This window comes from Pseudomonas sp. PSPC2-3 (genome assembly GCF_049898265.1).
Taxonomy (GTDB): Bacteria; Pseudomonadota; Gammaproteobacteria; order Pseudomonadales; family Pseudomonadaceae; genus Aquipseudomonas; species Aquipseudomonas veronii.
The window spans coordinates 157,762-184,450 of record NZ_JAFCXJ010000002.1 but is presented as its reverse complement, the minus strand read 5'-3'; the positions used below and the strand labels follow the sequence as shown (position 1 = coordinate 184,450).

Annotated in this window: 23 protein-coding genes; 9 read left to right on the top strand and 14 right to left on the bottom strand. The window is 63.4% G+C overall.

The window, feature by feature from the left end:
- Positions 1-5: 5 nt before the first annotated feature.
- The 7 genes from ACP7E3_RS04750 to ACP7E3_RS04720 form a co-directional block, all read right to left on the bottom strand.
- Positions 6-1,397 (bottom strand): GntP family permease, encoded by a 1,392-nt coding sequence (locus ACP7E3_RS04750; RefSeq protein ID WP_046383116.1) that lies wholly within the window; start codon positions 1,395-1,397, stop codon positions 6-8.
- A 285-nt stretch (positions 1,398-1,682) separates the two neighbouring features.
- Entirely contained in the window at positions 1,683-3,098 is a 1,416-nt protein-coding gene (locus ACP7E3_RS04745; protein ID WP_126588294.1) for a sigma-54 interaction domain-containing protein, read from the bottom strand.
- Between the two features lie 107 nt (positions 3,099-3,205).
- Positions 3,206-4,783, bottom strand: a complete 1,578-nt coding sequence (locus tag ACP7E3_RS04740; RefSeq protein ID WP_046383118.1) for an ABC transporter ATP-binding protein — start codon at positions 4,781-4,783, stop codon at positions 3,206-3,208.
- A 10-nt stretch (positions 4,784-4,793) separates the two neighbouring features.
- Positions 4,794-5,816, bottom strand: coding sequence for an ABC transporter permease (locus ACP7E3_RS04735; RefSeq protein ID WP_057005433.1), 1,023 nt, complete (start codon positions 5,814-5,816; stop codon positions 4,794-4,796).
- Positions 5,816-6,877: a microcin C ABC transporter permease YejB gene (locus tag ACP7E3_RS04730; protein ID WP_057005432.1), complete on the bottom strand. Its 1,062-nt coding sequence runs from the start codon at positions 6,875-6,877 to the stop codon at positions 5,816-5,818. The genes ACP7E3_RS04735 and ACP7E3_RS04730 overlap by 1 nt, the downstream gene beginning before the upstream one ends.
- Positions 6,877-8,736, bottom strand: a complete 1,860-nt coding sequence (locus ACP7E3_RS04725) for an extracellular solute-binding protein (RefSeq protein ID WP_017846636.1) — start codon at positions 8,734-8,736, stop codon at positions 6,877-6,879. The genes ACP7E3_RS04730 and ACP7E3_RS04725 overlap by 1 nt, the downstream gene beginning before the upstream one ends.
- Before the next feature lie 130 nt (positions 8,737-8,866).
- The gene (locus tag ACP7E3_RS04720) at positions 8,867-9,148 is read right to left on the bottom strand and encodes a peptidylprolyl isomerase (RefSeq protein ID WP_003208024.1); all 282 of its coding nucleotides are present in this window, start codon (positions 9,146-9,148) and stop codon (positions 8,867-8,869) included.
- 161 nt (positions 9,149-9,309) lie between these two features.
- Here ACP7E3_RS04720 and ACP7E3_RS04715 point away from each other — a divergent pair, with 161 nt between their 5' ends.
- The 8 genes from ACP7E3_RS04715 (at position 9,310) to ubiT (ending at position 15,912) form a co-directional block, all read left to right on the top strand.
- Positions 9,310-10,500: an NnrS family protein gene (locus tag ACP7E3_RS04715; RefSeq protein WP_079444090.1), complete on the top strand. Its 1,191-nt coding sequence runs from the start codon at positions 9,310-9,312 to the stop codon at positions 10,498-10,500.
- Between the two features lie 9 nt (positions 10,501-10,509).
- Positions 10,510-10,929: a hypothetical protein gene (locus ACP7E3_RS04710; protein WP_057005429.1), complete on the top strand. Its 420-nt coding sequence runs from the start codon at positions 10,510-10,512 to the stop codon at positions 10,927-10,929.
- A gap of 100 nt (positions 10,930-11,029) precedes the next feature.
- On the top strand, positions 11,030-11,677 hold the full coding sequence (gene pdxH / locus ACP7E3_RS04705) for a pyridoxamine 5'-phosphate oxidase (protein ID WP_017846633.1): 648 nt from the start codon (positions 11,030-11,032) through the stop codon (positions 11,675-11,677).
- An 84-nt stretch (positions 11,678-11,761) separates the two neighbouring features.
- On the top strand, positions 11,762-12,316 hold the full coding sequence (gene moaB / locus ACP7E3_RS04700) for a molybdenum cofactor biosynthesis protein B (protein WP_046383123.1): 555 nt from the start codon (positions 11,762-11,764) through the stop codon (positions 12,314-12,316).
- Positions 12,313-13,545 (top strand): molybdopterin molybdotransferase MoeA, encoded by a 1,233-nt coding sequence (glp, locus tag ACP7E3_RS04695; protein WP_046383124.1) that lies wholly within the window; start codon positions 12,313-12,315, stop codon positions 13,543-13,545. The genes moaB and glp overlap by 4 nt, the downstream gene beginning before the upstream one ends.
- Before the next feature lie 9 nt (positions 13,546-13,554).
- Entirely contained in the window at positions 13,555-14,550 is a 996-nt protein-coding gene (gene ubiU, locus ACP7E3_RS04690) for a ubiquinone anaerobic biosynthesis protein UbiU (protein WP_017846630.1), read from the top strand.
- A 10-nt stretch (positions 14,551-14,560) separates the two neighbouring features.
- Complete coding sequence (locus ACP7E3_RS04685; RefSeq protein WP_046383125.1) at positions 14,561-15,451, top strand: U32 family peptidase; 891 nt, start codon at positions 14,561-14,563, stop codon at positions 15,449-15,451.
- A complete protein-coding gene (ubiT, locus tag ACP7E3_RS04680) occupies positions 15,445-15,912 on the top strand; it encodes a ubiquinone anaerobic biosynthesis accessory factor UbiT (RefSeq protein WP_017846628.1) in 468 nt (155 codons plus the stop codon). The genes ACP7E3_RS04685 and ubiT overlap by 7 nt, the downstream gene beginning before the upstream one ends.
- Positions 15,913-15,961: 49 nt before the next feature.
- On the opposite strand, the gene ACP7E3_RS04675 is transcribed toward ubiT, so the two are convergent.
- The 7 genes from ACP7E3_RS04675 to gloB form a co-directional block, all read right to left on the bottom strand.
- Positions 15,962-17,566: an ABC transporter ATP-binding protein gene (locus ACP7E3_RS04675; protein WP_128192527.1), complete on the bottom strand. Its 1,605-nt coding sequence runs from the start codon at positions 17,564-17,566 to the stop codon at positions 15,962-15,964.
- Between the two features lies 1 nt (position 17,567).
- Entirely contained in the window at positions 17,568-18,587 is a 1,020-nt protein-coding gene (locus tag ACP7E3_RS04670; protein WP_017846626.1) for an ABC transporter permease, read from the bottom strand.
- A 1-nt stretch (position 18,588) separates the two neighbouring features.
- The gene (locus ACP7E3_RS04665; protein ID WP_017846625.1) at positions 18,589-19,662 is read right to left on the bottom strand and encodes a microcin C ABC transporter permease YejB; all 1,074 of its coding nucleotides are present in this window, start codon (positions 19,660-19,662) and stop codon (positions 18,589-18,591) included.
- Complete coding sequence (locus tag ACP7E3_RS04660; RefSeq protein ID WP_426122411.1) at positions 19,663-21,495, bottom strand: extracellular solute-binding protein; 1,833 nt, start codon at positions 21,493-21,495, stop codon at positions 19,663-19,665.
- On the bottom strand, positions 21,492-23,321 hold the full coding sequence (locus tag ACP7E3_RS04655) for an extracellular solute-binding protein (RefSeq protein ID WP_046383127.1): 1,830 nt from the start codon (positions 23,319-23,321) through the stop codon (positions 21,492-21,494). Before ACP7E3_RS04655 ends, ACP7E3_RS04660 begins: the two co-directional genes overlap by 4 nt.
- Positions 23,322-23,555: 234 nt before the next feature.
- Positions 23,556-24,968, bottom strand: coding sequence for a transglycosylase SLT domain-containing protein (locus ACP7E3_RS04650; RefSeq protein WP_426122409.1), 1,413 nt, complete (start codon positions 24,966-24,968; stop codon positions 23,556-23,558).
- A gap of 98 nt (positions 24,969-25,066) precedes the next feature.
- Positions 25,067-25,834 carry a hydroxyacylglutathione hydrolase gene (gene gloB, locus ACP7E3_RS04645; protein WP_057005425.1) on the bottom strand — a complete coding sequence of 256 codons (768 nt, stop codon included), beginning with the start codon at positions 25,832-25,834 and terminating at the stop codon, positions 25,067-25,069.
- A 65-nt stretch (positions 25,835-25,899) separates the two neighbouring features.
- Here gloB and ACP7E3_RS04640 point away from each other — a divergent pair, with 65 nt between their 5' ends.
- A complete protein-coding gene (locus tag ACP7E3_RS04640) occupies positions 25,900-26,658 on the top strand; it encodes a class I SAM-dependent methyltransferase (protein WP_017846620.1) in 759 nt (252 codons plus the stop codon).
- Positions 26,659-26,689 lie beyond the last annotated feature (31 nt).

Sequence of the window (26,689 nt, the reverse complement as noted above, 5' to 3'; positions counted from 1 at the left end):
AAACCTCACACAATGCCGGTGGCGTAGAAAGTACCGATCACCACGAACACCGCGAGGGTCTTGATGATCGTGATGCCGAAGATGTCCTTGTAGGCTTCGCGGTGGGTCAGCCCGGTGACCGCCAGCAAGGTGATCACCGCGCCGTTGTGGGGCAGGGTGTCCATGCCGCCGCTGGCCATGGCCGCGACCCGGTGCAGCACTTCAAGGGGAATATTCGCCGCATGGGCCGCCGCAATGAAACTCTCGGACATCGCCGCCAGGGCGATGCTCATGCCGCCGGACGCCGAGCCGGTGATACCGGCCAGCAGCGTCACGGTAATCGCTTCGTTGACCAGCGGGTTGGGGATGCCCTTGAGCCAGTCCGCCAGCACCAGAAAGCCCGGCAGCGAGGCGATCACCGCACCGAAGCCGTATTCCGAGGCGGTGTTCATCGCCGCCAGCAGCGCACCGCTGACCGCGCTCTTACTGCCTTCGGCGAGCTTGCTTTTGATCGCCGACCAGCCGAACACCAGCACCATGACGATGCCCACCAGCAACGCCGCCTGCACCGCCCAGATCGCGGTGAGTTTGGCGATTTCGGTGGTCACCGGCGCGCTCATGCCCGGCAGGCTGAGGCTGTGGGTCTTGCCGTACCACTGCGGGATCCAGTGGGTGAACAGCAGGTTCATCACGCCCACCAGGAGCAGCGGCGACAGCGCGATCCAGGGGTTGGGCAGGCTCAGGTTCTCGGCGGTTTCCGGCTCGTTGCGCAGTTCGGTGCCGTAGCCTTCACCGGCCCGTTGCGCCTTGTTGCGCTGGCGCGCCAGGTAGAGCATGCCGCTGCAGAACACGAAGATCGTGCCGATCAGCCCCAGCCACGGCGCAGCCCAGGCGGTGGTGTTGAAGAACGTGCTGGGGATGATGTTCTGGATCTGCGGCGTGCCGGGCAGCGCGTCCATGGTGAACGAGAACGCGCCGAGGGCGATGGTCGCCGGGATCAGGCGCTTGGGGATGTCGCTCTGGCGGAACATCTCCGCCGCGAACGGGTACACCGCAAACACCACCACGAACAGCGACACGCCGCCGTAGGTGAGCAGGGCGCAGACCAGCACGATCACCAGCATCGCCTGGCGCGTGCCGAGCAAGCGGATTGCGGCCGCCACGATCGAGCGCGAGAAACCCGACAGCTCGATCAGCTTGCCGAACACGGCACCGAGCAGGAACACCGGAAAATACAGTTTGATGAAACCGACCATTTTCTCCATGAACACCCCGGTAAACGCCGGGGCGACCGCGGACGGGTCGGTGAGCAGGACAGCGCCGAGGGCGGCGATGGGGGCAAACAAGATGACGCTGTAGCCACGGTAGGCAGCCAGCATCAGCAGCGCGAGGGCTGCCAAGGCAATGATCACACTCATGGTGTGTCTCCATCAGATTGTTATTTTTGTGGGGTGATGCGTTGGAGGAGGGCTATAGCGAGATGCGTGCCATGTTCATAACCTATTGAAATACATAGATATTATTGTATCCATGAACAAGCTTTTCAGATCTGGTCTCAATTCAGAGACAAAAACACATCAAAGGTGGGAGGGGGCTTGCCCCCGATAGCGGTGGGTCTGTAAAGAATAGGCTGACTGAGGCACTGCCATCGGGGGCAAGCCCCCTCCCACAAGGATTGTCTTTGTTTTGAGAATTTTGTCTCTTTATTGAGATGTGGCCAGGCCCAGCGCGACCATTTTCTTGTACAAGGTCGACCGGCCCAGCCCCAAGCGCTGGGCCGCGGCCACCACATTCCCGCCGCAGACCTTGAGCGCCGCGGTGATCAGCTGCCGATCGAAGCGCTCCCGCGCCGCCGCGAATGTCTCGCCTTCGAACGTCTCGCCTTCGAACGTTTCCATCGCCTCCCGCGCCACCGGGCTGAACGTGCCGATCGCGGCGCGAATCTCAGCCGCGCCCAACACCCGGTCATCGCTCAACAACGCCGCGCGTTCCAGCACGTTGCGCAGTTCGCGGATATTCCCCGGCCATGCATGCCGCGCCAACAACGCCAGGGCCTCGCGGTCCAGTTCGTGGTGGCTGCGCAGGTCTTCGAGGATCGCTTCGCTCAGCGCCGGAATATCTTCCAGGCGTTCGCGCAACGGTGGCACCTGGATCGGCAGCACATTCAGCCGGTAATACAGGTCGGCGCGAAACTCGCCGCGTTTGATCGCCGCTTCCAGGTCCATGGACGTGGCGGCGATCACCCGCACGTCGCTGTGCCGCATCTCGTTGGAGCCGACCGGTTCGTATTCCTTCTCCTGCAACACCCGCAACAGCTTGCTTTGCAGCGGCAGGGGCATGTCGCCGATTTCATCGAGAAACAGCGTGCCGCCCTGGGCGATCTGCAACTTGCCGGGGCGGCCTTTGCGGTCGGCGCCGGTAAACGCGCCGGGCGCGGTGCCGAAGAACTCGGCTTCGAGCAGGTCATGGGGAATGGCCGCGCTGTTGATGCTGACAAATGCCTTGTGCGCCCGCGTCGAGGCGCCGTGGATCGCCTGGGCCAGCAACTCCTTGCCGGTGCCGGTCTCGCCGAGCAGCAACACCGGCGACTCGGCACTCGCACTGCGCCGTGCGCGGCGTTTGACTTCGAGGCTGGTGGCGCTGGTGCCGATAAAGTGCGCAAAGGTGTACTTGCTCTGGCGTGAACGCAGCAGCGAGCGGGTGGACGCCAGTTCTTGCTGCATGCTCAGGTAACGCTCGATCAGCGGCGACAGGTTGCGCAGCTCATCGAACAGCGCAAAGCCGATGGCGCCGATCACCGCGCCGGCGTCGTTATGGATCGGCAGGCGCATCACCACCAGCGGGCCTTTGGGCGTGTCCTGGATATCCAGCAGGATCGGCTGGTCGTTGCGCACCACCTGGCGCAACAGGCTGTTGGCGATGACCTGTTCGCAGGGTTGGCCGATGGCTTCGTCGGCGCTCTTGAGGCCGAAGCGCTTGGCGTAGCGCTCGTTCATCCACACGATGTTCGCGTCGCGGTCGACAATCACCGTGCCTTCGCTGGACTGCTCGATGATCTCGAACAGCGACTGGATGGCCAGGCCGCGAACCTGTTGGTAGTCCTTGAGGCTGGTACTCATGCGTGCAGAATCCTGTAGGAGCGAGCTTGCTCGCGAAAAACGTTAACGATGACGCGGCCTGCTGGTTGAACGCGGTGTCCTTGCGCTTTTCGCGAGCAAGCTCGCTCCTACAAGGGGATGTGTGCGGCGGCCAGCAGTTCCTGGGTGTACGGGTGTTGCGGCGATTCAAACACATCATGGCTGGCGCCGCGCTCCACCACCTTGCCGTCCTTGATCACGATCATGTCGTGGGCCATGGCGCGCACCACGGCCAGGTCATGGCTGATGAACAGGTAGGTCAGGCCGTATTTGTCCTGCAGCTCACGCAGCAACGCTACCACTTGCTTCTGCACCGTGCGGTCGAGGGCCGAGGTGGGTTCGTCGAGCAGCATCAGCGCCGGCTTGAGCACCAGTGCGCGGGCGATGGCGATGCGCTGGCGCTGGCCACCGGAAAACTCGTGGGGGTAACGATACCGGCTGGCCGGGTCGAGGCCGACGTCCTTGAGCACCTGGATCACCTGCGCGTCACACTCGGCGAGGCTGCACGGTGCGTGGACTTCCAGGCCTTCGCTGATGATCTGCTGCACCGACATGCGCGGGCTGAGGCTGCCGTAAGGGTCCTGGAACACCACCTGCATCTGCTTGCGCCACGGGCGCATCTGTTTGTGGTTGAGCGCGTCGAGGGCGACGCCCTGGAAGCGGATGCTGCCGGTGGAGTCCAGCAGGCGCAGGATCGCCTGGCCCAGGGTGGATTTACCCGAGCCCGACTCGCCGACGATGCCCAGCGTCTTGCCGCGTTGCACGCTGAGGCTGATGCCGTCCACCGCGCGCAGGTAGGTCTTGCGCTGAAACAGGCCGCCGCCGAGGGGGAATTGCACGCTCAGGTCGTCGACCTGCAACACCGTTTCACGCGTTTCGCCGCACAGCACCTCGCCCGCCGGTTCAGCGTCGAGCAGCAAGCGGCTGTAGGGGTGTTGTGGCGCGTTGAACAAGGTTTCGCAGTCGGCCTGTTCGACGATCTCGCCGGTATGCATCACGCACACGCGCTGCGCCATGCTGCGTACCAGGTTGAGGTCGTGGCTGATCAGCAGCAGCGACATGCCCAGGCGTTGCTGCAAGGATTTGAGCAGCAACAGGATCTTGCGCTGCACGGTCACATCCAACGCGGTGGTGGGCTCGTCGGCGATCAGCAGTTCCGGCTCGCAGGCCAGGGCCATGGCGATCATCACGCGTTGGCGCTGGCCGCCGGAGAGTTGGTGCGGATAGGCCTTGAGCCGTTCCTGGGGGTTCTGGAGGCCGACCAGTTCGAGCAGTTCAATGATGCGCGCCTGTGCTGCTTTGCCGCCCATACCTTTGTGCAACAGCAGGGTTTCGCCGATCTGCTTTTCGATGCTGTGCAGCGGGTTGAGGGAGGTCATCGGCTCCTGGAAGATCATGGCGATGCGGTCGCCACGCAGCTTTTGCAGGGTGGCCGCCGATGCGCCGATCAACTCTTGGCCGCGATAGCGCACGGAGCCGCTGGTTTGCGTGCCGGCTTCGGGCAGCAGTTGCAGAATCGAAAGGGCCGTCACCGACTTGCCCGAGCCCGACTCGCCGACCAGCGCCAGGCACTCGCCGGGGCGCACATCCAGGCTAAGGTTGCGCACCACGGTCTGGCCGCTGAAGGCGACGCAGAGGTCGCGGATCTCGATCAGGTTGTCGCTCATACAGACTCACTCATGCACGGGGGTCGAAGGCATCGCGCAACGCCTCGCCGATAAATACCAGCAGCGACAGAATCAGCGCCAAGGTGAAAAACGCCGTCAGGCCCAGCCATGGCGCTTGCAGGTTTTGCTTGCCCTGGGCGATCAACTCACCCAGCGACGCGCTGCCCGCCGGCATGCCGAAGCCGAGGAAATCCAGGGCGCTCAAGGTGGAAATCGCCCCGGTCAAAATAAACGGCAGGTAGCTCAGGGTGGCCGTCATGGCATTGGGCAGGATGTGTCGGCGCATGATCTTGGCGTCGCTCAAACCCAGGGCCCGCGCCGCCTTGACGTACTCCAGGTTGCGCCCGCGCAGGAACTCGGCGCGCACCACGTCCACCAGGGCCAGCCAGGAAAACAGCGCCATGATCCCCAGCAGCCACCAGAAGTTCGGTTCGACAAAGCCGGACAGGATGATCAGCAGGTACAGCACCGGCAACCCGGACCACACTTCCAGCACCCGCTGACCGATCAGGTCGACCCAGCCGCCGTAGTAACCCTGCAACGCGCCCGCGGCGATGCCGATGCTCGCACTGATCGCGGTGAGCGCCAGGGCAAACAGGATCGACACCCGCGCGCCGAAGATCACCCGCGCCACCACGTCGCGCGACTGGTCGTCGGTGCCCAGCCAGTTCACCGCCGAGGGCGGGCTGGGGGCAGGGCGGGTCAGTTCGTAGTTGGGCGTGTCGTCGTTGAACGGCACTGGCGGGAACAGCATCCAGCCGCCGTCCTGCTTGATCAGCTTCTGTACGTAGTCGCTGCGATAGTCGGCCTGGAACGGTAATTGCCCGCCAAACTGCTGCTCGGTGTAGCGCTTGAACACCGGAAAATACAGCTCGTTCTTGAAGCTCAACACCAAGGGCTTGTCATTGGCGATCAACTCGCCACCCAGGGTCAGGATGAACAGGCCGATAAACAGCCACAGTGACCACCAGCCGCGGCGGTTCTTCTTGAACCGCTCGAAACGCCGACGGGCCACGGGAGATAGATTGAACATCAGGCGTTCCTCGCGGCGAAGTCGATACGCGGGTCCACCAGGGTGTAGCAGAGGTCGCCGATCAGTTTTATCAAGAGGCCGAACAGGGTGAAGATAAACAGCGAACCGAACACCACCGGGTAGTCGCGGGACACCGCGGCTTCGTAGCTCATGCGCCCGAGGCCGTCGAGGGAAAAGATCACCTCGATCAGCAACGAGCCGGCAAAGAACACGCTGATAAACGCCTGGGGAATCCCCGAGATCACCAGCAGCATCGCATTGCGGAACACATGCCCGTACAGCACCTGCCGTTCGCTCAAGCCTTTGGCGCGGGCGGTAACCACGTATTGGCGCGTGATCTCATTGAGGAACGAGTTTTTCGTCAGGATGGTCAGGGTGGCGAACCCGCCGATCACCAGCGCCGTGACCGGCAAGACCAGGTGCCAGAAATAGTCGGCGACCTTGCCCACCGTGCTCAGTTCGTCGAAGTTTTCCGAGACCAGGCCGCGCACCGGGAACCAGTTCAGCGAGGTGCCGCCAGCGAACACCACGATCAGGAACATCGCAAACAGGAACGCCGGCATCGCATAGCCGATCACGATGGCGGTGCTGCTCCACACATCGAAGTTGCTGCCATGGCGCACCGCCTTGCGGATCCCCAGGGGAATCGACACCAGGTAGGTGATCAGCGTGGCCCACAGGCCGAGGGAGATGGTCACCGGCATCTTTTCCAGGATCAGGTCGGTGACGGTCGCGCCGCGAAAGAAGCTGTTGCCGAAGTCCAGCCGGGCGTAGCTCTTGAGCATCAGCCACAGGCGCTCCGGCGCCGGCTTGTCGAAGCCGTATTGTTTTTCGATGTCCTTGATCAGTTTCGGGTCCAGGCCACGGCTGGCCCGCGAGCCGCTGCCGAGGCCTTCGCCGGCGGAACCGCCGATGCCGCCGCCGCCGATCCCTTGCAGGTGGGCGATCGCCTGTTCCACCGGCCCGCCGGGCGCGGCCTGCACGATCACGAAATTGACCAGCAGGATGATCACCAGCGTCGGGATGATCAACAGCAGGCGTCGCACGATATAGGCAAACATCAGCGCATCCCTCCGCGTTTTTTAAGCTCCGCGCTCATTTGTGCGTTCGTCAGTGGCGTGGGGCTGATTTCCCACCAGGTTTCCAGGGCTTCGTCATTCTTCGCCTCGATCGCCGGGCGGCCGAAGCGGTTCCACCACGCGGCGGACGTGCCGGGCGGGTAGTAATTGGGGATCCACAGGTAGTTCCATTGCAGCACCCGGTCCAGGGCGTGGGCGTAGGTGAGCATCTGCGCCTGGGTGTTGGCTTTCACCAGGCCCTTGATCAGGCTGTCGACGGCCGGGTCCTTGAGCACCATGTAGTTGTTGGCGCCCGGGTCGAACGCGGCGCTGGAGCCGAAGTAGTTGTACAGCTCCATCCCCGGCGAGGTGGTGACCGGGAAGCCGGTGACGATCATGTCGTAGTCCCGCGTCATCAGCCGGTTGACGTACTGCGAGGAGTCGATGCGGCGGATGATCAGGGTGATGCCGATCTGCGCCAGGTTGCGCTTGTACGGCAGCAACAGACGCTCGAGGCCGGGTTGGGCATAGAGGAAGGTGAATTCCAGCGGCTCGCCCTCGGCGTTGACCAGCTTGTCGCCGTCGGGGTTCCAGCCGGCTTCTTCCAGCAGGGCCAAGGCTTGCAGTTGCTTGTCGCGGATCATGCCGCTGCCGTCGGTGACCGGGGCTTTGAAGACCTGGCTGAACACCTCGTCGGGCACCTGGCCGCGCAGAGGTTCGAGGATCGCCAGCTCTTCCGGGGTCGGCAATTCGCTCGCGGCCAGCGGGCTATTGGAGAAGTAGCTTTGCTGGCGGATGTACAGGTTGCGCATCATCTGCCGGTTGGCCCATTCGAAATCCCACAGCATCGCCAGGGCCTGGCGCACGCGGCGGTCCTGGAACATCGGTTTCTGCACGTTGAACACATAGCCTTGGGCCGGTTGCGGCATCTCTTTGGCCAGGTGCGCGCGTTGCAGGCGCCCGTCGTCCAGTGCCGGGCCGTTGTAGCCGATGGAGTAACCGGTGGCGGAGAACTCGCGGTTGAAGTCATACGCGCCGCCACGCAGCACCTGGCGCGCCACTTCGGTGTCGCCGAAATATTCCAGGCTCAGGTGATTGAAGTTGTACAGACCGCGGCTGACCGGCAAGTCCTTGCCCCACCAATCAGGGTTGCGGGTAAAGGTGATGGTGCTGCCCGCGTCGATCTTGCTGATTTTGTACGGGCCGCTGCCCAGCGGCGCTTCGTAGCCGCCGCCGTTGGCGAAGTCGCGGGTTTTCCACCAGTGCTCGGGGAACACCGGCAGGGTGGCGATATCCAGCGCCAGGGTGCGGTTTTCATCGCTGGAAAAATCGAAGCGCACCTGGCGTTCGCCTTCGACTTCGACGTGTTTGACGTCGGCGAACAGCGTGCGAAAGCGCAGGCTGCCCTGGGTCATCAGCAAATCGAAGCTGTAGCGCACGTCTTCGGCGGTGATCGGTGTGCCATCGGCAAAACGGGCCTTGGGGTTGAGGTAGAAGCGCAGCGACAGGCCGTCGTCCGCGCGTTCCATCTTCTCGGCGACCAGGCCGTAGACCGTGTACGGCTCGTCCAGGGAGCGCAGGGCCAGGGGCGAGTAGAGCCAGCCGTCGATCTGGGACACGCCGATGCCTTTGTCGATATAGGGCAGCACATGGTCGAAGCGCCCGATCTCGATGGCCGAACGCCGCAGGCTGCCGCCCTTGGGCGCGTTGGGGTTGGCATAGTCGAAATGGCTGAAGCCGGCGCCATATTTGGCCGGTTCGCCATACACGGTCAGGTAGGTTTGCGGGGCCGCGATCACAGCGGTGCTGGCCAGCAGCAGGGCCAGGGTGGAGCTGAATAGAGTCGAAAAAGCCAGTCGCATTATCTGCCTTGAGCGCCGGGTGAAGGAGAATAGGGATTTGTACGCTAACGGCCTGAGCATCGCCAGTCATCCCATGCACAACGGCCCACCAAAAGGCGGGCCGTTGTTTCAAGCATCAGCGTGGACTGAATCAGTCCTGACGGCTGGTGACTTCCAGCAGGTGATAACCGAACTGGGTTTTCACCGGGCCTTGCACGGTGTTGACCGGGGCGCTGAACACGACGGTGTCGAATTCTTTAACCATCTGGCCTGGACCGAACGAGCCCAGGTCGCCGCCTTGACGGCTGGATGGGCAGCTGGAATTGGCTTTGGCGACTTCTGCGAAATCGGCGCCGCCTTCGATCTGGGCCTTGAGTTCGTTGCACTTGTCTTCGGTGGCAACGAGGATGTGACGGGCGGTGGCTTTGGCCATGGGAATTAACTCCTTGAGTAAAAACGCTGAGCGTACCGGATTCGGGCGGTTATTTCCTGGCAAAGTTCCCCTGTCCGTGGCGGGCGTGCTTGATCTACGACAAGGGCAAAGCGCAGGCTGCAGCGCAAGATTGTCGCATTCATCTGTTTAGGAGCCGTGCTATGCAAGTGCTCGATCGACGCAAGGCCATGGCTATTCCCCCATTGTTTCGCCTGGCATTCCGCCCGTTTTTCCTCGGTGCCTGCCTGTTGGCGGTGCTGGTCATTCCTCTGTGGTTGTTCGCCCTGGGCGGCGCCACCGGTACTTGGCAACCGGCCGGCGGCTGGCTGGCCTGGCACCGGCATGAGCTGCTGTTCGGTTTTGGCGTGGCGATCATCGCCGGCTTTTTGCTGACCGCGGTGCAGACCTGGACCGGCCGCCCCGGCCTCAGCGGCGCGCCCCTGGCGTTGCTCGCCGGGTTATGGCTGGCGGCGCGCCTGGGTTGGTTGCTGAACCTGCCGTGGCCGCTGCTGGCGGTGCTGGAACTGAGTTTTCCGCTGGCCGTGGCCGGGGTGATGGGCTGGACGCTGTGGAAGGTCAGGCAAACCCGTAACTACCCGATTGTGCTGGTGCTGGGCTTGCTCGCCGTGGCAGACGCGTTGGCGTTGTATGGGTTGCTGCGCCATGACGAGGGCGTGGAGCGCCAGGCGGTGCTCACGGGGTTGTGGCTGGTGGCGGCGATGATGGGGCTGATCGGCGGTCGGGTGATTCCATTCTTCACCCAACGTGGCCTGGGCCGGGTCGATGCGGTCAAGCCGTGGCCGTGGCTGGACCGTGTGTTGCTGGGCGGTTCGATCCTGGTGGCGTTGCTTTACGCCAGCGGGCTGGCGGTGTTCCCCAGCCGGTGGAGCGGCGTACTGTTCGCTGTGCTCGGCCTGGGCCACTTGCTGCGCCTGGCGCGCTGGCATGACCGTGGCCTGTGGCGCGTGCCGCTGCTGTGGTCGCTGCACCTGGCCTACGCATGGTTGGCCGTGGCCTGCCTGGGCATGGCGCTGTGGCATTTCGGCGCGCCGCTCAACCCGAGCCTGGCCGTGCATGCGCTGACGATCGGCGCCATGGCCGGGCTGATCCTGGCGATGGTGGCGCGGGTCAGCCTGGGCCATACCGGTCGGCCGTTGCAGCCGCCGGGCGGGATGACCCTGGCGTTCGCCCTGTTGAACCTGGCGGCTGTGTGCCGGGTGGCACTGGTGTTGATCTGGCCCGTGGCGGCCTTGTGGCTGGCGGGGCTGTGCTGGTCGGTCGGCCTGGGCTTGTACCTGTGGCGGTATGGCCCGATGTTGTGGCGGGCGCGGGTCGACGGGCACCCCGGTTAGGAGCATTGCATGCTGTATTCGTGGTTGTTGATCGTGCATCTGCTGGCGGCGATCGCCTTTATCGGCACGCTGTTCTTTGAAGTGGTGATCTGGCACAGCGCCCGCGAGGAGCTGGCCTGGTCGGCGCGTTTCACCGCGGAACATGCGATCGCCCGGCGTTCGCGGCGGGTGCTGCATGGCGTGGTGGTGCTGCTGTATGGCGCGGGTATCGGCCTGGCCTGGCATTACCGCGGTCTGCCATGGAACAGCCATTTCGGACTGTTCCTGAGCCTGAAAATCTTCCTCGCCCTGAGCATCATCGGGCACTACCTGCTGCTGGCCTACTGGCTGACCCGCGAGCGCCTGAGCCCCAAGCGTGCGCTGTGGATACGACGCAGCATTCTCGCGCACATGGTGGTGATTGTGGTGCTGGCGAAGTCATTGTGGTGAGCCGCCTGCGGCGCCATGACGCGGCGGATTGTTGATCGCGGTCAAGGGCTAAAACCTGCGCAGTTCCCACACTGTGGCGAATTCTCTGGAGGTTCGTCCCATGCCCCTGTCCCTCGCGCAACTGCGCCGCAACTACACCCTCTACGGCCTGCGGGACGACGGCGAGCAAGACGATCCGCTGGTGTTGTTCGGCCAGTGGCTGAGCCAGGCGCGCAAGACCGAAGCGCCTCCCGCCGAGGCCAACAGCATGGCCCTGGCCACGGTCGACAGCGAAGGATACGCCCATTGCCGCATCCTGCTGCTCAAGGGCTTCAGCGCCGAAGGTTTTGTGTTTTTTGGCAATTACCAGAGCGCCAAGGGCGAGGAACTGGCGAGCAACCCCCATGCAGCGATGACGTTTTTCTGGCCCGGCCTGGAGCGCCAGGTGCGTATTGAAGGCGCGGTCGAGCGCCTCGATCCGGCGCTGTCGGACGCCTATTTCCTCGACCGCCCGGCCGCCAGCCAACTCGGTGCCTGGGCCTCACCGCAGAGTCAGCCGCTGACCCACCGCAGCGAGCTGGAAGGTTTGCTGCGTGAGGTCACCGAGCGGTTCGCCGGCCAGCAACCGCCACGGCCCGAGCACTGGGGCGGGTACTGCCTGCAACCGCGCCGCATCGAGTTCTGGCAAGGCCGCCCCGACCGCCTGCATGACCGCCTCGACTACCGCCTGCGAGACGGCGCTTGGCAGCGCACACGGCTGGCGCCCTGACGAGGTACCTCCTTCGAGGAATAGGCCCTGCGCCCGTTGCGGCGCAGGCTGAGCGCATCTTTTTACCTGCCTGGAGCCTTGATCATGGCCCATTTGACCCAACGCAGTTTTGTCTCCCTGAACATTGCCGTACTGACCATCAGCGACACCCGCACCTTTGACACCGATACCTCCGGGCAGACCCTGGTAGAGCGCCTAGAAGGTGCCGGCCATGTGCTGATCGACCGTGGCCTGGTGATGGACGATATCTACCAGATCCGCGCCCGCGTTTCGCAGTGGATCGCCGACCCTCAGGTGCAAGTGATCCTGATGACCGGCGGCACCGGCTTCACCGCTCGCGACAACACGCCGCAAGCGGTGTTGCCGCTGCTGGATAAACAAGTGGACGGGTTCGGCGAGCTGTTCCGCCAGGTGTCCCTGGCGGAAATCGGCATGTCCACCTTGCAGTCCCGCGCCCTGGCGGGCATGAGCAATGGCGTGCTGGTGTGCTGCATGCCCGGTTCGCCCGGCGCGTGCCGTACTGCCTGGGACCAGATTCTGCTCAGTCAATTGGACAGCCGCACCGGCCCGTGCAACTTCGTTGCGCACCTCAAGCCTCAGTTCGAACAAGCGCTCAGCGCCTGCGAGGCGCGGTCATGAACACCCGCGTGTGCGACAGCGGGCAATTGATGCCGGTGGACGAGGCGATCGAGCAACTGCTGGCGCAGGCGCCACCTGCGCCGCCCACCGAAGTCATCCCCCTCGGCCAGGCCGCGGGTCGGGTGATCGCCGAAGAATTGTTTTCACCTCTCGACCTGCCGTGCTGGGACAACAGCGCCATGGACGGCTACGCCCTGCGCGCCGCCGATGTGCCGGAGCAGGGCGGCTACTTGGTGCTGGCCGGGCGGATTGCTGCCGGGCACAGCAGCGATGAGCTTTTACAGGCCGGGCAGACAGTACGGATTTTCACCGGTGCGCCGCTGCCGCCCGGCGCCGACAGCGTGGTGCCCCAGGAGCGTTGCCGCGTCTACGGCCAGCGTATCTGGTGCCCGCCGCTGCGCCTGGGCGAACACGTGCGCAAGCGCGGTGAAGAAATGCAGCGCGGGCAACGCCTGTTGCGTGTCGGCCAGCGCCTGCGCGCCCAGGAAGTCGGCCTGCTGGCGTCGGCCGGCATTCCGTGGGTCAAGGTTTATCGCCCCCTGCGCGTGTGCCTGCTGAGCAGCGGCGATGAACTGCGCGAGCCGGGCGAGTCGCTGGCGCCGGGGCAGATCTACAACAGCAACCGCCACCTGGTGACCGCGTTATTGCGCGGTTGGGGCGTGGAGGTGCTCGACTACGGGGTGATGGCCGACGCGTTGGCCGCCAGCCGCGACGCGTTGATCCTCGCGTCGTCCGAATGCGACCTGCTGCTGACCACCGGCGGCGTGTCGGTGGGCGAGGAGGATCATCTCAAACAAGCCATCCAGGAACTCGGTCGCGTGGATTTCTGGCGCCTGGCGATCCAGCCCGGCAAGCCTCTGGCGTTTGGCGAAGTGGCGGGCAAACCGTGGATCGGCCTGCCCGGCAACCCGTCTGCCGCGCTGATCACTGCGTTGGTGGTGGTGCGCCCGTTCCTGTTGCGCGCCCAGGGCGTCGAGCGCGTGTTGCCGGTGCCGGTCCAGGTGCCGGCCGGTTTTGAATGGCCTACCCCTAACAAGCGCCGCCAGTACCTGCGCGCGCGCTTGAGCCCCGGCGCGGATGGGCAATTGCGCGCCGTCCTGCACCCCCAGCAAAGCTCGGCGATGCTCACCGCCGCCTGCTGGGCCGATGGCCTGGTGATTGTCGAGCGCGAGCAACTGCTGCTCAAGGATGCACCGGTGCCTTTCTTGTCCTTCGCCGAGTTTCAATGAGGAGTCTCCATGCAACTGGTCTGCCCGGCAGGCAACCTGCCTGCGCTGAAAGCCGCGGTGCGCCAAGGCGCCGATGCGGTGTATGTCGGTTTTCGCGATGACACCAATGCCCGGCATTTCGCCGGGCTGAACATGGACGACAAGCAGTTCGACGCCGCCGTCGCCCATATCCGCCAGCACCAGCGCAAGCTGTATGTGGCGGTCAATACCTACCCGCAACCGAAGATCTGGTCACGCTGGCAACGCGCCGTCGACCGTGCGGCCGATCATGGCGTGGATGCGCTGATCGCCGGCGACCCGGGTGTGCTCGGCTATGCTGCCGCGCATCATCCGCAGATGGCGTTGCACTTGTCGGTGCAGGGCTCGGCCACCCATGCGGCGGCGCTGAAGTTCTACGTCGAACGTTATGGCATCCGCCGCGCGGTGCTACCGCGGGTGCTGTCGCTGGCCCAGGTCAAACAGGTGGCGGCGAGCAGCGTGGTGCCGATCGAAGTGTTCGGCTTCGGCAGCCTGTGCATCATGGCCGAAGGGCGTTGCCACTTGTCGTCGTATATCACCGGTGAGTCGCCCAACCTGTGCGGCGTGTGCTCGCCGGCCAAGGCGGTGCGCTGGAGCGACGACGCCGATGGCCTCAGCGCGCGGCTCAGTGAAGTGCTGATCGACCGCTACACCCCGGAGGAACCGGCCGGCTACCCGACCTTGTGCAAAGGCCGCTTCCTGGTCGGCGGCAAGCGCTTCCATGCCCTCGAAGAACCGACCAGCCTCGACACCCTGGACCTGTTGCCCGAACTCAGCGCCATCGGCGTGGAGGCGGTGAAGATCGAAGGCCGGCAACGCAGCCCGGCCTATGTGGAACAAGTCACCCGAGTCTGGCGCGCCGCCCTCGACGCCCACCGCAGCGCCCCGGCCAATTTTGTGGTCAAGGACCAGTGGCGCCAGGTGCTGGCCGGACTTTCCGAAGGCAGCCAGACCACCCTGGGTGCTTACCATCGCGCATGGCAATGAGGAAACACAGATGAAGCTCAGCCTGGGACCGGTGCTGTTTTATTGGGATAAGGAACACTTGGGGCGCTTCTATTCAGACATGGCCGGCTTGCCCCTGGACGTGATTTACCTGGGTGAAACCGTGTGCTCCAAACGCCGCGCGTTTTCCCTGGATCAATGGTTGGGCCTGGGCCGCGAGTTGCAGTCGTGCAGCTCGGCGCAGATCGTGCTGTCGAGCCTGACCTTGATCGAAGCCGCCTCTGAACTGTCGAGCCTGCGCCGCCTGTGCGACAACGGCGAGGTGCTGGTCGAGGCCAACGACATGGGCGCGGTGCAGTTGCTGATCGAGCGCAAGTTGCCTTTTGTCGGCGGCCCGGCGCTCAACCTGTACAACGGCCACGCCCTGGCGCAATTGCTCGATGCGGGCATGCAGCGCTGGGTGCCGCCGGTGGAGTGCTCGCAAAGCCTGATCGCCGATGTGCTGGAACAGGTGCGCGAACTCGGCCGGCCGCTGCCCGAAGTGGAGATCTTCGCCTATGGGCATTTGCCCCTGGCGTACTCGGCCCGTTGCTTCACCGCCCGCGCGGAAAACCGGCCCAAGGACGATTGCCAGTTCTGTTGCATCAACTACCCCGACGGCATGGCCCTGACCAGCCAGGAAGGGCAACCGTTGTTCACCTTGAACGGGATTCAGACGATGTCGGCCGATGTCACCAACCTGCTCGCCGATTACCCCGGCCTGGTCGCGTGTGGCGCTGACCTGTTGCGCCTGAGCCCACGCGCCGAAGGGATGGTCGGTGTGGTCCAGGCGTTCGACCAGGTGCGCCAGGGCGCGATGCCGCCGTTGTGCGTCGACGGTTGCAACGGTTACTGGCATGGCCAGGCCGGCATGCTGCGGGTCGAGGAGGTGGGCCTGTGTTGAGTCGCAAACAATGGCTGCTCAAGGGCGCCGATCGCTTGTTGCCGCTGGTGCGCCACGTGCCGTTTCGGGTGCAGCGCCTGGCCTTGCAGCAAGGCCTCAACCGCTGCCTGGCCGAGCCGTTGCGCGACGGCGGCTTCGACCTGCTGCGCGGGCGCTGGATGTGCCTGCGCATCCCCGACCTTGGGCTGTGCTGGTACCTGACGCTGGCGCGGGATGGCTTGCGCATCGCTGAAAAAGCCGAGGCCCAGGTGACCATCAGTGGTAACTGGCGCGAGTTCTTGTTGCTGGCCAGTCGCCAGGAAGATCCGGACACCTTGTTCTTCCGGCGTCGCTTGGTGATTGAAGGCGACACGGAGTTGGGGCTGGGCTTGAAGAACCTGATCGACAGCCTGGACCCGGACGTATTGCCGGGCTGGTTGTGGCGCAACCTGGAGCGGGCCGGGCGCGGGCTGGCGGCCTGAGGCGAGCGACCTATCCTTTCGCGCTGAACGGATAGGTCACGGCCCTGGGCTAAGGCGTCGGCACCAGAAACGCCGCCTCCAGCAACTGCCGGGTATAGGCATGCTGCGGGTTGGCGAAAATCGCCGGCGCGTCGCCCTGTTCCACCACCTGCCCATGCTTGACCACCATCAACTGGTGACTCAACGCTTTGACCACCGCCAGGTCATGGCTGATGAACAGATAGGTCAGGTTGTACTTGGCCTGCAAACCGCGCAGTAATTCCACCACTTGGCGCTGCACCGTGCGGTCGAGCGCCGAGGTCGGTTCGTCGAGCAGGATCAGGCGCGGCTTGAGCACGAGGGCGCGGGCAATGGCGATGCGTTGGCGCTGGCCGCCGGAGAACTCGTGGGGGTAGCGATGCCGCGACTGCGGGTCGAGGCCGACTTCCTTGAGCGCTGCGATGATCGCCGCTTCCTGCTCCGCCGGGCTGCCCATCTTGTGAATGCGCAGGCCTTCGCCGACGATCTCGCTGACGCACATGCGCGGGCTGAGGCTGCCGAACGGGTCCTGGAACACCACCTGCATTTCCCGGCGCAACGGGCGCACCTGTTGCTGGGTCAGGCGGTCGAGTTGCTGGCCTTCGAAGCGAATCCCGCCTTTGCTCGCGATCAGGCGCAGGATCGCCAGGCCGAGGGTGGACTTGCCCGAGCCGCTTTCGCCGACGATGCCCAGGGTTTGCCCCTGGGGCAGGCTGAAGTTGATGCCGTCCACCGCCTTGACGTAATCGACGGTGTTGCGCAAAAAGCCTTTCTTGATCGCAAACCAGACTTTCAAGTCGTCCACTTCCAGCAACGGTGGCCCGACGGCGGTGGCGGCCGGCCCGCCGCTGGGTTCGGCGGCGAGCAGCTCCTGGGTGTAAGGGTGCTGCGGCGACTGGAACAAGGTTTCGCAATCGGCTTGCTCGACGATGCAACCCTGTTGCATCACGCACACACGGTGGGCAATGCGCCGCACCAGGTTCAAGTCGTGGCTGATCAGCAGCAACGCCATGCCCAGGCGCGCCTGCAGTTCCTTGAGCAGCTCGAGGATCTTCAACTGCACCGTCACGTCGAGGGCGGTGGTCGGTTCGTCGGCAATCAACAGCTCCGGCTCGTTGGCCAGGGCCATGGCGATCATCACCCGTTGGCGCTGGCCGCCGGACAGTTCGTGGGGCAGCGCCTTGAGGCGTTTATGCGGCTCGGGAATGCCCACCAGTTCGAGCAACTCGAGGGTGCGCCGGGTCGCGACTTTGCCGGTCAGCCCTTTGTGCAGGCCGAGCACTTCGTTGATCTGCTTCTCGATGCAGTGCAGCGGGTTCAACGAGGTCATCGGCTCCTGGAAGATCATCGCAATGCGGTTGCCGCGAATATGCCGGATGGTTTTTTCGTTGAGGGTCAGCAGGTCCTGGCCGACGTATTCGATGGTGCCCGCGGGGTGCCGTGCCAAGGGGTAGGGCAGCAGGCGCAGGATCGAGTGGGCGGTCACCGATTTGCCGGAGCCGCTTTCGCCGACCAGCGCCAGGGTTTCGCCGCGCTTGATGTCGAAGCTGACGTGGTTCACCACGCGGTGGTGATGCTCGCCGGTGACGAACTCGACGCAGAGGTCGCGGACTTCGATCAGATTGTCCTGATTCATCTCATTTCCTCGGGTCGAAGGCATCGCGAGCGGACTCGCCGATAAACACCAGCAAACTCAACATGATCGCCAGCACGGCAAAGGCACTCATGCCCAGCCACGGCGCTTGCAGGTTGGATTTGCCCTGGGCCACCAGTTCCCCCAGCGACGGCGAACCCGCCGGCAGGCCGAAGCCGAGGAAGTCCAGGGCGGTCAGGGTGCCGATGGCGCCGGTGAGGATGAACGGCATGAAGGTCATGGTCGAGACCATGGCATTGGGCAGGATATGGCGGAACATGATCGCGCCGTTCTGCATGCCCAGCGCCCTGGCCGCGCGCACGTATTCCAGGTTGCGCCCACGCAGGAACTCGGCGCGGACCACGTCCACCAGGCTCATCCACGAGAACAGCAGCATGATCCCCAGCAGCCACCAGAAGTTGGGCTGCACGAAACTGGCGAGGATGATCAGCAGGTACAGCACCGGCAAGCCCGACCAGATCTCCAGGAAGCGTTGCCCGGCCAGGTCGACCCAGCCGCCATAGAAGCCCTGCAGGGCCCCGGCGATCACGCCGATGATCGAGCTGAGCACGGTCAGGGTCAGGGCAAACAGCACCGACACGCGAAAGCCATAGATCACCCGCGCCAAGACGTCGCGGCCCTGGTCATCGGTGCCCAGCAGGTTGACCGAAGACGGCGGCGCGGGGGCCGGTACCTTCAGGTCGTAGTTGATGCTCTGATAGCTGAACGGGATCGGCGCCCACAGCGTCCACGCGCCCTTGGCCTTGAGCAGCTCCTGGATATACGGGCTCTTGTAGTTGGCCTCCAGGGGGAACTCGCCGCCGAAGGTGGTTTCCGGGTAGCGTTTGAGCGCCGGGAAATACCAGTCGCCGTCGTAATGCACCACCAGCGGTTTGTCGTTGGCGATCAGCTCGGCGCCCAGGCTCAGGCCGAACAGGATCAGGAACAGCCACAGCGACCACCAGCCACGTTTGTTTGCCTTGAACCGCTCGAACCGGCGGCGATTGAGGGGGGACAGATTCATCTCAATGCTCCCGGCTGGCGAAGTCGATACGCGGATCGACCAGGGTGTAGGTGAGGTCACCGATCAGTTTCACCACCAGCCCGAGCAGGGTGAAGATAAACAGCGTGCCGAACACCACCGGGTAATCGCGATTGATCGCGGCTTCAAAGCTCATCAGGCCGAGGCCGTCGAGGGAGAAGATCACTTCCACCAGCAGCGAGCCGGTGAAGAAGATCCCGATGAACGCCGAGGGGAAACCGGCGATCACCAGCAGCATGGCGTTGCGGAACACATGGCCGTAGAGCACGCGGTGGTTGGTCAGGCCCTTGGCCTTGGCGGTGACCACGTACTGTTTGTTGATCTCGTCGAGAAAGCTGTTTTTGGTCAGCAGCGTCATGGTCGCGAAGTTGCCGATCACCAGCGCGGTGATGGGCAAGGCCAGGTGCCAGAAGTAGTCGAGGATCTTGCCGCCCCAACTCAGCTCATCGAAATTGTTGGAGGTCAGCCCACGCAAGGGGAACCAGTCGAAGTAACTGCCGCCGGCAAACACCACGATCAGCAGGATCGCGAACAGGAACGCCGGGATCGCGTAGCCGACGATGATCGCCGAGCTGGTCCATACGTCGAAGTGGCTGCCGTGTCGCGTGGCCTTGGCGATCCCCAGCGGGATCGAGACCAGGTACATGATCAGCGTGCTCCACAGCCCGAGGGAGATCGACACCGGCATCTTTTCCTTGATCAGGTCGATGACCTTGGCGTCGCGAAAGAAGCTGTCGCCGAAATCCAGCCGGGCGTAGTTCTTGACCATGATCCACAAGCGTTCCGGTGCCGACTTGTCGAAACCGTACATGGTTTCGATTTCCTTGATCAGTGCCGGGTCCAGGCCTTGGGCGCCACGGTAGCTGGAGCCGGCCACCGCGACTTCGGCGCCGCCGCCGGCAATGCGGCTGGTGGCGCCTTCGAAGCCTTCGAGCTTGGCGATCATCTGCTCCACCGGGCCACCCGGGGCGGCCTGGATGATGACGAAGTTGATCAGCAGAATCCCGAACAGCGTGGGGATGATCAGCAACAGGCGGCGAATGATATAGGCCAGCATTTAATCGCCTCCGCTCGCCGGGTCGGCGCTCGTGTCCAGGGTGGTGGCAGGTTTGACGTCGGGTTTGGCCCACCAGGTGGCGGTGCCGACGTCATAACGCGGTGGCACTTTGGGATGACCGAGATGGTCCCAGTACGCCACGCGGAAGGTCTTGATGTGCCAGTTGGGGATCACGTAGTAGCCAAATTGCAACACGCGATCCAGGGCCTTGGCATGGGCGATCAGGCTTTTGCGCGAGTCGGCGTCGATCAGTTCTTCGACCAGTTGGTCGACGGCCGGGTCCTTGAGGCCCATGTAGTTGCGGCTGCCGGGCTTGTCGGCGCTGGAGGATTTCCAGAATTCGCGTTGTTCATTACCCGGCGAGGTGGACTGCGGGAAGCTGCCCACCAGCATGTCGAAATCCCGCGAGCGCAGGCGATTGACGAATTGCGAGACGTCGACCCGGCGAATCACCAGGTCGATGCCCAGGTCTGCCAGGTTGCGCTTGAAGGGCAGCAGGATGCGTTCGAACTCGGTCTGCGCCAGCAAAAATTCAATGCTCACCGGTTTGCCGGCGGCGTCGACCATCTTGTCGTCGACGATGCGCCAGCCGGCTTCCTGCAACAGCTGGTAGGCCTCGCGCTGCTGGGTGCGGATCATGCCGCTGCCGTCGGTCTTGGACGGTTCGAAGGCCTGGGTGAAGACTTCGGCGGGGATCTTGTCGCGCAGCGGTTCGAGGATCGCCAGTTCGTCCGGGCCGGGCAGGCCGGTGGCGGCCATCTCCGAGTTCTCGAAGTAGCTGCGGGTGCGGGTGTAGGCGCCGTTGAACAGCTGCTTGTTGCTCCATTCGAAATCCAGCAACAGGCTGATGGCCTTGCGCACGCGCACGTCCTGGAACATCGGCTTGCGTGTGTTGAACACGAAACCCTGCATGCCAGTGGGGTTGCCGTTGGGGATCTCTTCCTTGACCAGGCGCCCCTCGGCCACCGCCGGAATGTTGTAGGCGTTGGCCCAGTTCTTCGCGCTGAACTCCAGCCAGTAGTCGAACTGCCCGGCCTTCAAGGCTTCCAGGGCTACCGTGTTGTCACGGTAATAGTCGGTGATGCGCTGATCGAAGTTGTAGAAACCTTGGGTGATCGGCAGGTCCTTGGCCCAGTAGTCCTTGACCCGCTCGTAGCGGATCATGCGCCCGGCCTTGACCTCGGCGACCTTGTACGGCCCGCTGCCCAGCGGGATTTCCAGGTTGCCCTTGGTGAAGTCGCGGGTGGCCCACCAATGCTTGGGCAATACCGGCAGTTGCCCGAGGATCAGCGGCAATTCGCGGTTGTTGGTGCGCTTGAACTTGAACAGCACTCGCAGCGGGTCTTCGGCGACCACTTCGTCGACGTCGGCGTAGTAAGTGCGGTAGAGCGGCGAGCCTTCCTTCATCAGCGTCTGGAAGGTGAACACCACGTCTTCGGCGTGGATCGGGTGGCCATCGTGGAAGCGTGCTTCGGGGCGCAGGTAGAAGCGCACCCAACTGTTGTCCGGGGCTTTTTCGATCTTGCCGGCCACCAGGCCGTATTCGGTGATGGGTTCGTCCAGGCTCTGCATGGCCAGGGTGTCGTAGATCAGGCTGATATTGTCCGCCGGCACGCCCTTGCTGATGTAGGGGTTGAGGCTGTCGAAACCGCCCATACTCGACTCGCGAAAGGTGCCGCCTTTGGGCGCGTCGGGGTTGACGTAGTCGAAGTGCTTGAAGCTGGCGGGGTACTTGGGCGGCTCGTTGTAGAGGGTCAGCGCATGTTGCGGGGCGGCGTTGGCCGCCGTGCAGAGCAACAGACTGCCGAGCAGTGCTGTACGCAAAGACATCATTGGGCTTTCTCCGAAGCTTTCAGCCACCACGCGCTCAGGCCCAGGCTGTAGGGCGGCGTGGTGACAAAGGCGAACCGGTTGCGGTAGGCCAGGCGATGATAGTTGAGGTACCAGTTGGGAATGCTGTAATGCTGCCACAGCAGGACCCGGTCCAGGGCCCGGCCGGCGGCCAGTTGTTCGTCGCGGGTTTGTGCCGCCAGCAGTTGCTCGAGCAGGCGGTCGACCACCGGGTTGGCGATGCCGGCGTAGTTCTTGCTGCCCTTGATCGCCGCCTGGCTGGAGTGGAAGTACTGCCACTGCTCAAGGCCGGGGCTGAGGGTCTGGTTGAGGGTCATCAGGATCATGTCGAAATCGAACTGATCGAGGCGCTGTTTGTACTGCGCCCGGTCGACCGTGCGCAGGTGCGCGTCGATACCGATACTGTTCAGGTTTTCCACGTAGGGCTGCAAGATGCGCTCCAGGTTCGGGTTGACCAGCAGGATCTCGAAGCGCAGCGGCTGCCCGTCCTTGTTGAGCAGGCGCTGCCCGGACAGCTTCCAGCCGCCTTCGCCGAGCAGGGCCAGGGCACGGCGCAAGGTGTCGCGGGGGATGCCGTGCCCGTCGGTCTGGGGCAGGCTGAACGGTTGGGTATAGAGATTGGCCGGCAGTTGGTCGCGGTAGGGCGAGAGCATCAACCATTCATGGCCGACCGGGACGCCGGTCGCCGAAAATTCGCTGTTGGGGTAATAGCTCAAGGTGCGTTTATAGGCGTTGCTGAACAGGGTGCGGTTGGTCCATTCAAAGTCGAACATCAGCCCCAGGGCTTCACGCACCTTGGCCTGGCTGAACGTCGGGCGCCGCGTGTTCATGAACAGGCCCTGGCTTTGGGTCGGGATCTGGTGGGCGATCTGCGCCTTGATCACGTCGCCGCGGCTGACCGCCGGGAAGTCATAACCATTCGCCCAGTTTTTGGCCTGATGCTCGATATAGATATCGAACTCGCCGGCCTTGAAGGCTTCGAAGGCGACGTCGCTGTCGCGGTAGAACTCCACTTCGACCTTGTCGTAGTTATAGAAACCCTGGTTGACCGGCAGGTCCTTGCCCCAATAATCCTTGACCCGCTCGAACACCAGTTGCCGGCCCGGGGTGACCTTGCTGAGGCGATAGGGCCCGCTGCCCAGCGGTGGTTCGAAGGTGGTGGCCTTGAAGTCGCGGTTTTTCCAGTAATGCTGGGGCAGCACTGGCAGTTCGCCCAGGCGCAGGATCAGCAACGGGTTGCCGGCGCGCTTGAACACAAAACGGATACGGTGGCGGTTGAGGATGTCGACCCGCGCGACTTCCTGCAGGTTGGTGCGGTACTGCGGATGACCTTCGGTCAGCAGGGTGCGATAGGAAAACGCCACGTCATACGCGGTGATCGGCTTGCCATCGTGAAAGCGCGCTTCCGGGCGCAGGTTGAACACCACCCAGCTGCGGTCCTCGCTGTACTCCACCGATTGGGCAATCAGCCCGTAGCTGGAGGTCGGCTCATCGCCGGACGGCGCGTACTGGCCGGTACCGACCATCAACGGTTCGTTCAGCTCATTGACGCCGTATTGCAGGAAGTTCGGTGTGGAAACCGGGCTCGAACCCTTGAAGGTATAAGGGTTGAGGGTGTCGAACGTGCCAAACGCCATGACCCGCAACGTCCCGCCTTTCGGCGCTGCAGGGTTTACCCAATCGAAGTGGGTGAATTTGGTCGGGTACTTGAGCGTGCCGAACTGCGCATAACCGTGGCTTTCGGTAATCGTCGCGTGCGCAGCAAAGCTCAAGGCCAGACTTATTAGTAGAAGGAGGGGACGCGTCAAGTCAGAGATCCGATCCAGGCAGCTTGGGCTTTATGATCGGTACAGTAACAGCTTGTTCCGGTTGGAAAAAGGCTGTTGGGAAGGGTGGCAGGAGGCTGGCGAGGTATTGAGCGGCGTAGAGATCAAATGTGGGAGCTGGCTTGCCTGCGATGGCATCACCCTGATGTAACTGATACACCTCGGTGTCTGCATCGCAGGCAAGCCAGCTCCCACAGGAGCGCGCTTGCCTGCGGTTTATCTTGGCCCGGAAACCACCAGCATCTGCCCAGGCTTGAGCGCCATGCCAGTGCGTGGGTTCCAGCGCTTGAGATGTTGCATCTCGACGTTGAAACGCTTGGCGACGATATACAGCGAGTCGCCTTTCTTGACCTTGTACTGCACTGGCTTCTTGCTGTCGGCCTTGGCCGCCAGCTTGCGCGTGTCCTGCATCACCAGGGTCTGGCCGACCTTGAGTGCCTGGCCGTTGAGCTTGTTCCAGCGCTGCAGGTCATGCACGTCGACCTTGTTGGTCTTGGCGATCAGCGTCAGGTTGTCGCCGTTGCGCACTTTGTAGCTACGGCTGCGGCCGGCCACGGATTTGCTCTCGACTTCGTCGAAAACCGGCTTTTTAGGGCGTAATGCCAGCAATTCTTCAGGCTTCATCGCCGAAAGGCTGCTGGTCAGCAGTTGCGCCTTGGAGCTGGGCACCAGCAAATGCTGGGGGCCGTCCAGGGTGGTGCGTTGCTTCAGGGCCGGGTTGAGCTGGAACAGTTCGTCTTCGTCGATCTCGGCCAGCGCGGCGACCCGTGACAGGTCCATGCTTTGCTTGACTTCAACCACTTCGAAGTACGGCGTGTTGGCAATCGGGTTCAGGTTGACGCCGTAGGCATCCGGGGCCAGCACCACCTGGGACAGCGCCAGGAACTTGGGCACGTAGTCCTTGGTTTCCTGGGGCAGGGGCAGGTTCCAGTAGTCGGTCGGCAGGCCGAGCTTCTCGTTGCGCTCGATCGCCCGGCTTACCGTGCCTTCGCCAGCGTTATACGCGGCCAGGGCCAGCAGCCAGTCGCCGTTGAACATGTCATGCAGACGTGTCAGATAGTCCAGGGCGGCGGTGGTGGACGCGGTGATATCACGACGACCGTCGTAGGCGCGGGTCTGGCGCAGGTTGAAGTAACGCCCGGTGGAGGGAATGAACTGCCACAAGCCGACGGCATCGCTGCGCGAATAGGCCATTGGGTTGTAGGCACTTTCAATCACTGGCAGCAGCGCCAGCTCCAGGGGCATGTTGCGTTCTTCAAGGCGTTCGACGATGTAATGAATGTAGAGGCTGCCGCGTTCGCCGGCGTTCTCCAGGAAGGACGGGTTGCTGGCGAACCACAGGCGTTGTTGCTCGATACGCGGGTTGACGCCGAGACCGTCCTGCAATTGAAAGCCCCGACGCATGCGTTCCCAGACATCCTGGGGCGCTTCGGGGCTCGGCTTCTCTGAGAGCCAAATAGGTTTTTGCTTGATCTTGGCAGCAAGATTCGGTTTGGGTTGCACGGTGGATTGTGCAGCGAAATTTGTCGATTGGCAGCCCGCCAGAGTTGCGGAGACAGCCACCGCCACGGCTTGAGCCAGGCGGGTCAATGCGTCTGAATGATTGGATTTACGAGTAGATGACGACATTGGCTGGAAGTAAGTTCCGGGCAAAAATGTCGGGCGATTCTAGAAAGCGCTTTGGTTCCGGTCAACCATTCAGAAATTACGTATCAGATTGCGTCACGTTAGAACTTATCTTTCCAAGCCCTCAAGCTAGCAAATACCTCGTCCCCAGAGCGGTTGTCGCGGCCGTTCCGTTCGTCCGCTTTTTGTTTAACGGATGTTTCAGCGGTACGCAGAAACGGGTTGGTGCGTTTTTCCAGGGCCAGGTTGGACGGCAGCGTGATCTCGCCACGGGCGCGCAGTCGGTTGACGTTTTCCACCCGTTCGGCGATATCGGCGTTGTCCGGTTCCACGGCCTGGGCAAACCTGAGATTGCTCTGTGTATATTCATGGGTGCAGTACACCCGCGTGTCGGCGGGCAGGGCGGCCAGGCGTTGCAGCGAGGCATGCATTTGCGCCGGCGTGCCTTCGAACAGGCGGCCGCAACCGGCGGCGAAGAGCGTGTCGCCGCAGAACAGCACGCCTGGGTGGTAAAAGGCGATATGGCCGAGGGTGTGGCCGGGGACGGCGTACACAGCGAAGTCCCAACCCAGCACGCTGATGCGCTGGTTGTCCTGCAGGGCAACGTCCCGCGCCGGGATCGTTTCGTGGGCCGGGCCGTAGACCGTGGCGCCGCTCACGCGTTTCAGCGCTTCGACGCCGCCCACATGATCATGGTGATGGTGGGTGACGAGGATGTCGCTGAGCGTCCACCCCGGGTTCTGCTTGAGCCAGGCCAGCACGGGGGCGGCATCGCCGGGGTCGACCACGGCGCAGCGGCGGGACTGGGGTTCCTGTAACAACCAGATGTAGTTATCGGTGAAGGCGGGCAGGGCACTGATCTGTATCATTCTTCGATTCGCCAAGCTGAACACATTGGTGCATCTTAGAACGTCTAGGCGAGTTGGAGAATGCAATGACTGATAAAGCGTTCGCCCAGGCCGATCCTGAATGGCTGGCCCTGATCAGCGCGGCCCGTGACTGGCTGTCCGGGCCGATCGGGCAATTTTTGCTGGATGAAGAACGGCGCATGCTCGAAGACGAGCTGGGCCGGTTCTTTGGCGGTTACCTGGTGCATTACGGCCCGTCGGCCCAGACGCCGCCGTCCGCGCCGCAGGTGCAACGCAATGTGCGCCTGGGCGCGCCGTTGCCGGGGGTGGAGATCGTCTGCGAAGAGCAGGCCTGGCCGTTGAGCGAGCACGCCGCCGATGTGGTGGTGCTGCAGCATGGCCTGGATTTCTGCCTGTCACCCCATGGTTTGTTGCGCGAAGCCGCCAGCAGCGTGCGCCCAGGTGGCCATTTGCTGATTGTCGGTATCAACCCCTGGAGCAGCTGGGGCCTGCGCCATGTGTTCGCCCATGACGGCCTGCGCCAGGCCCGTTGCATTTCGCCGTCGCGGGTGGGGGACTGGCTGAACCTGCTGGGCTTCGCGCTGGAGAAACGCCGCTTCGGGTGCTATCGTCCGCCGCTGGCGTCGACCAAGTGGCAGGCCCGTCTGGCCGGCTGGGAGCGTCGGGCGGGGGCTTGGCAGCTGTCGGGTGGCGGCTTCTATTTACTGGTCGCACGCAAGATCGTGGTCGGGCTGCGGCCGGTGCGTCAGGTGCTACGCCAACCCATGGGCAAACTGGTGCCGATGCCGATGGCCAAGGTCAACCGCAAGCAAAGCCAACCGTAGAACCCTCTTTTTGATTTCAGGCCGGATCAGT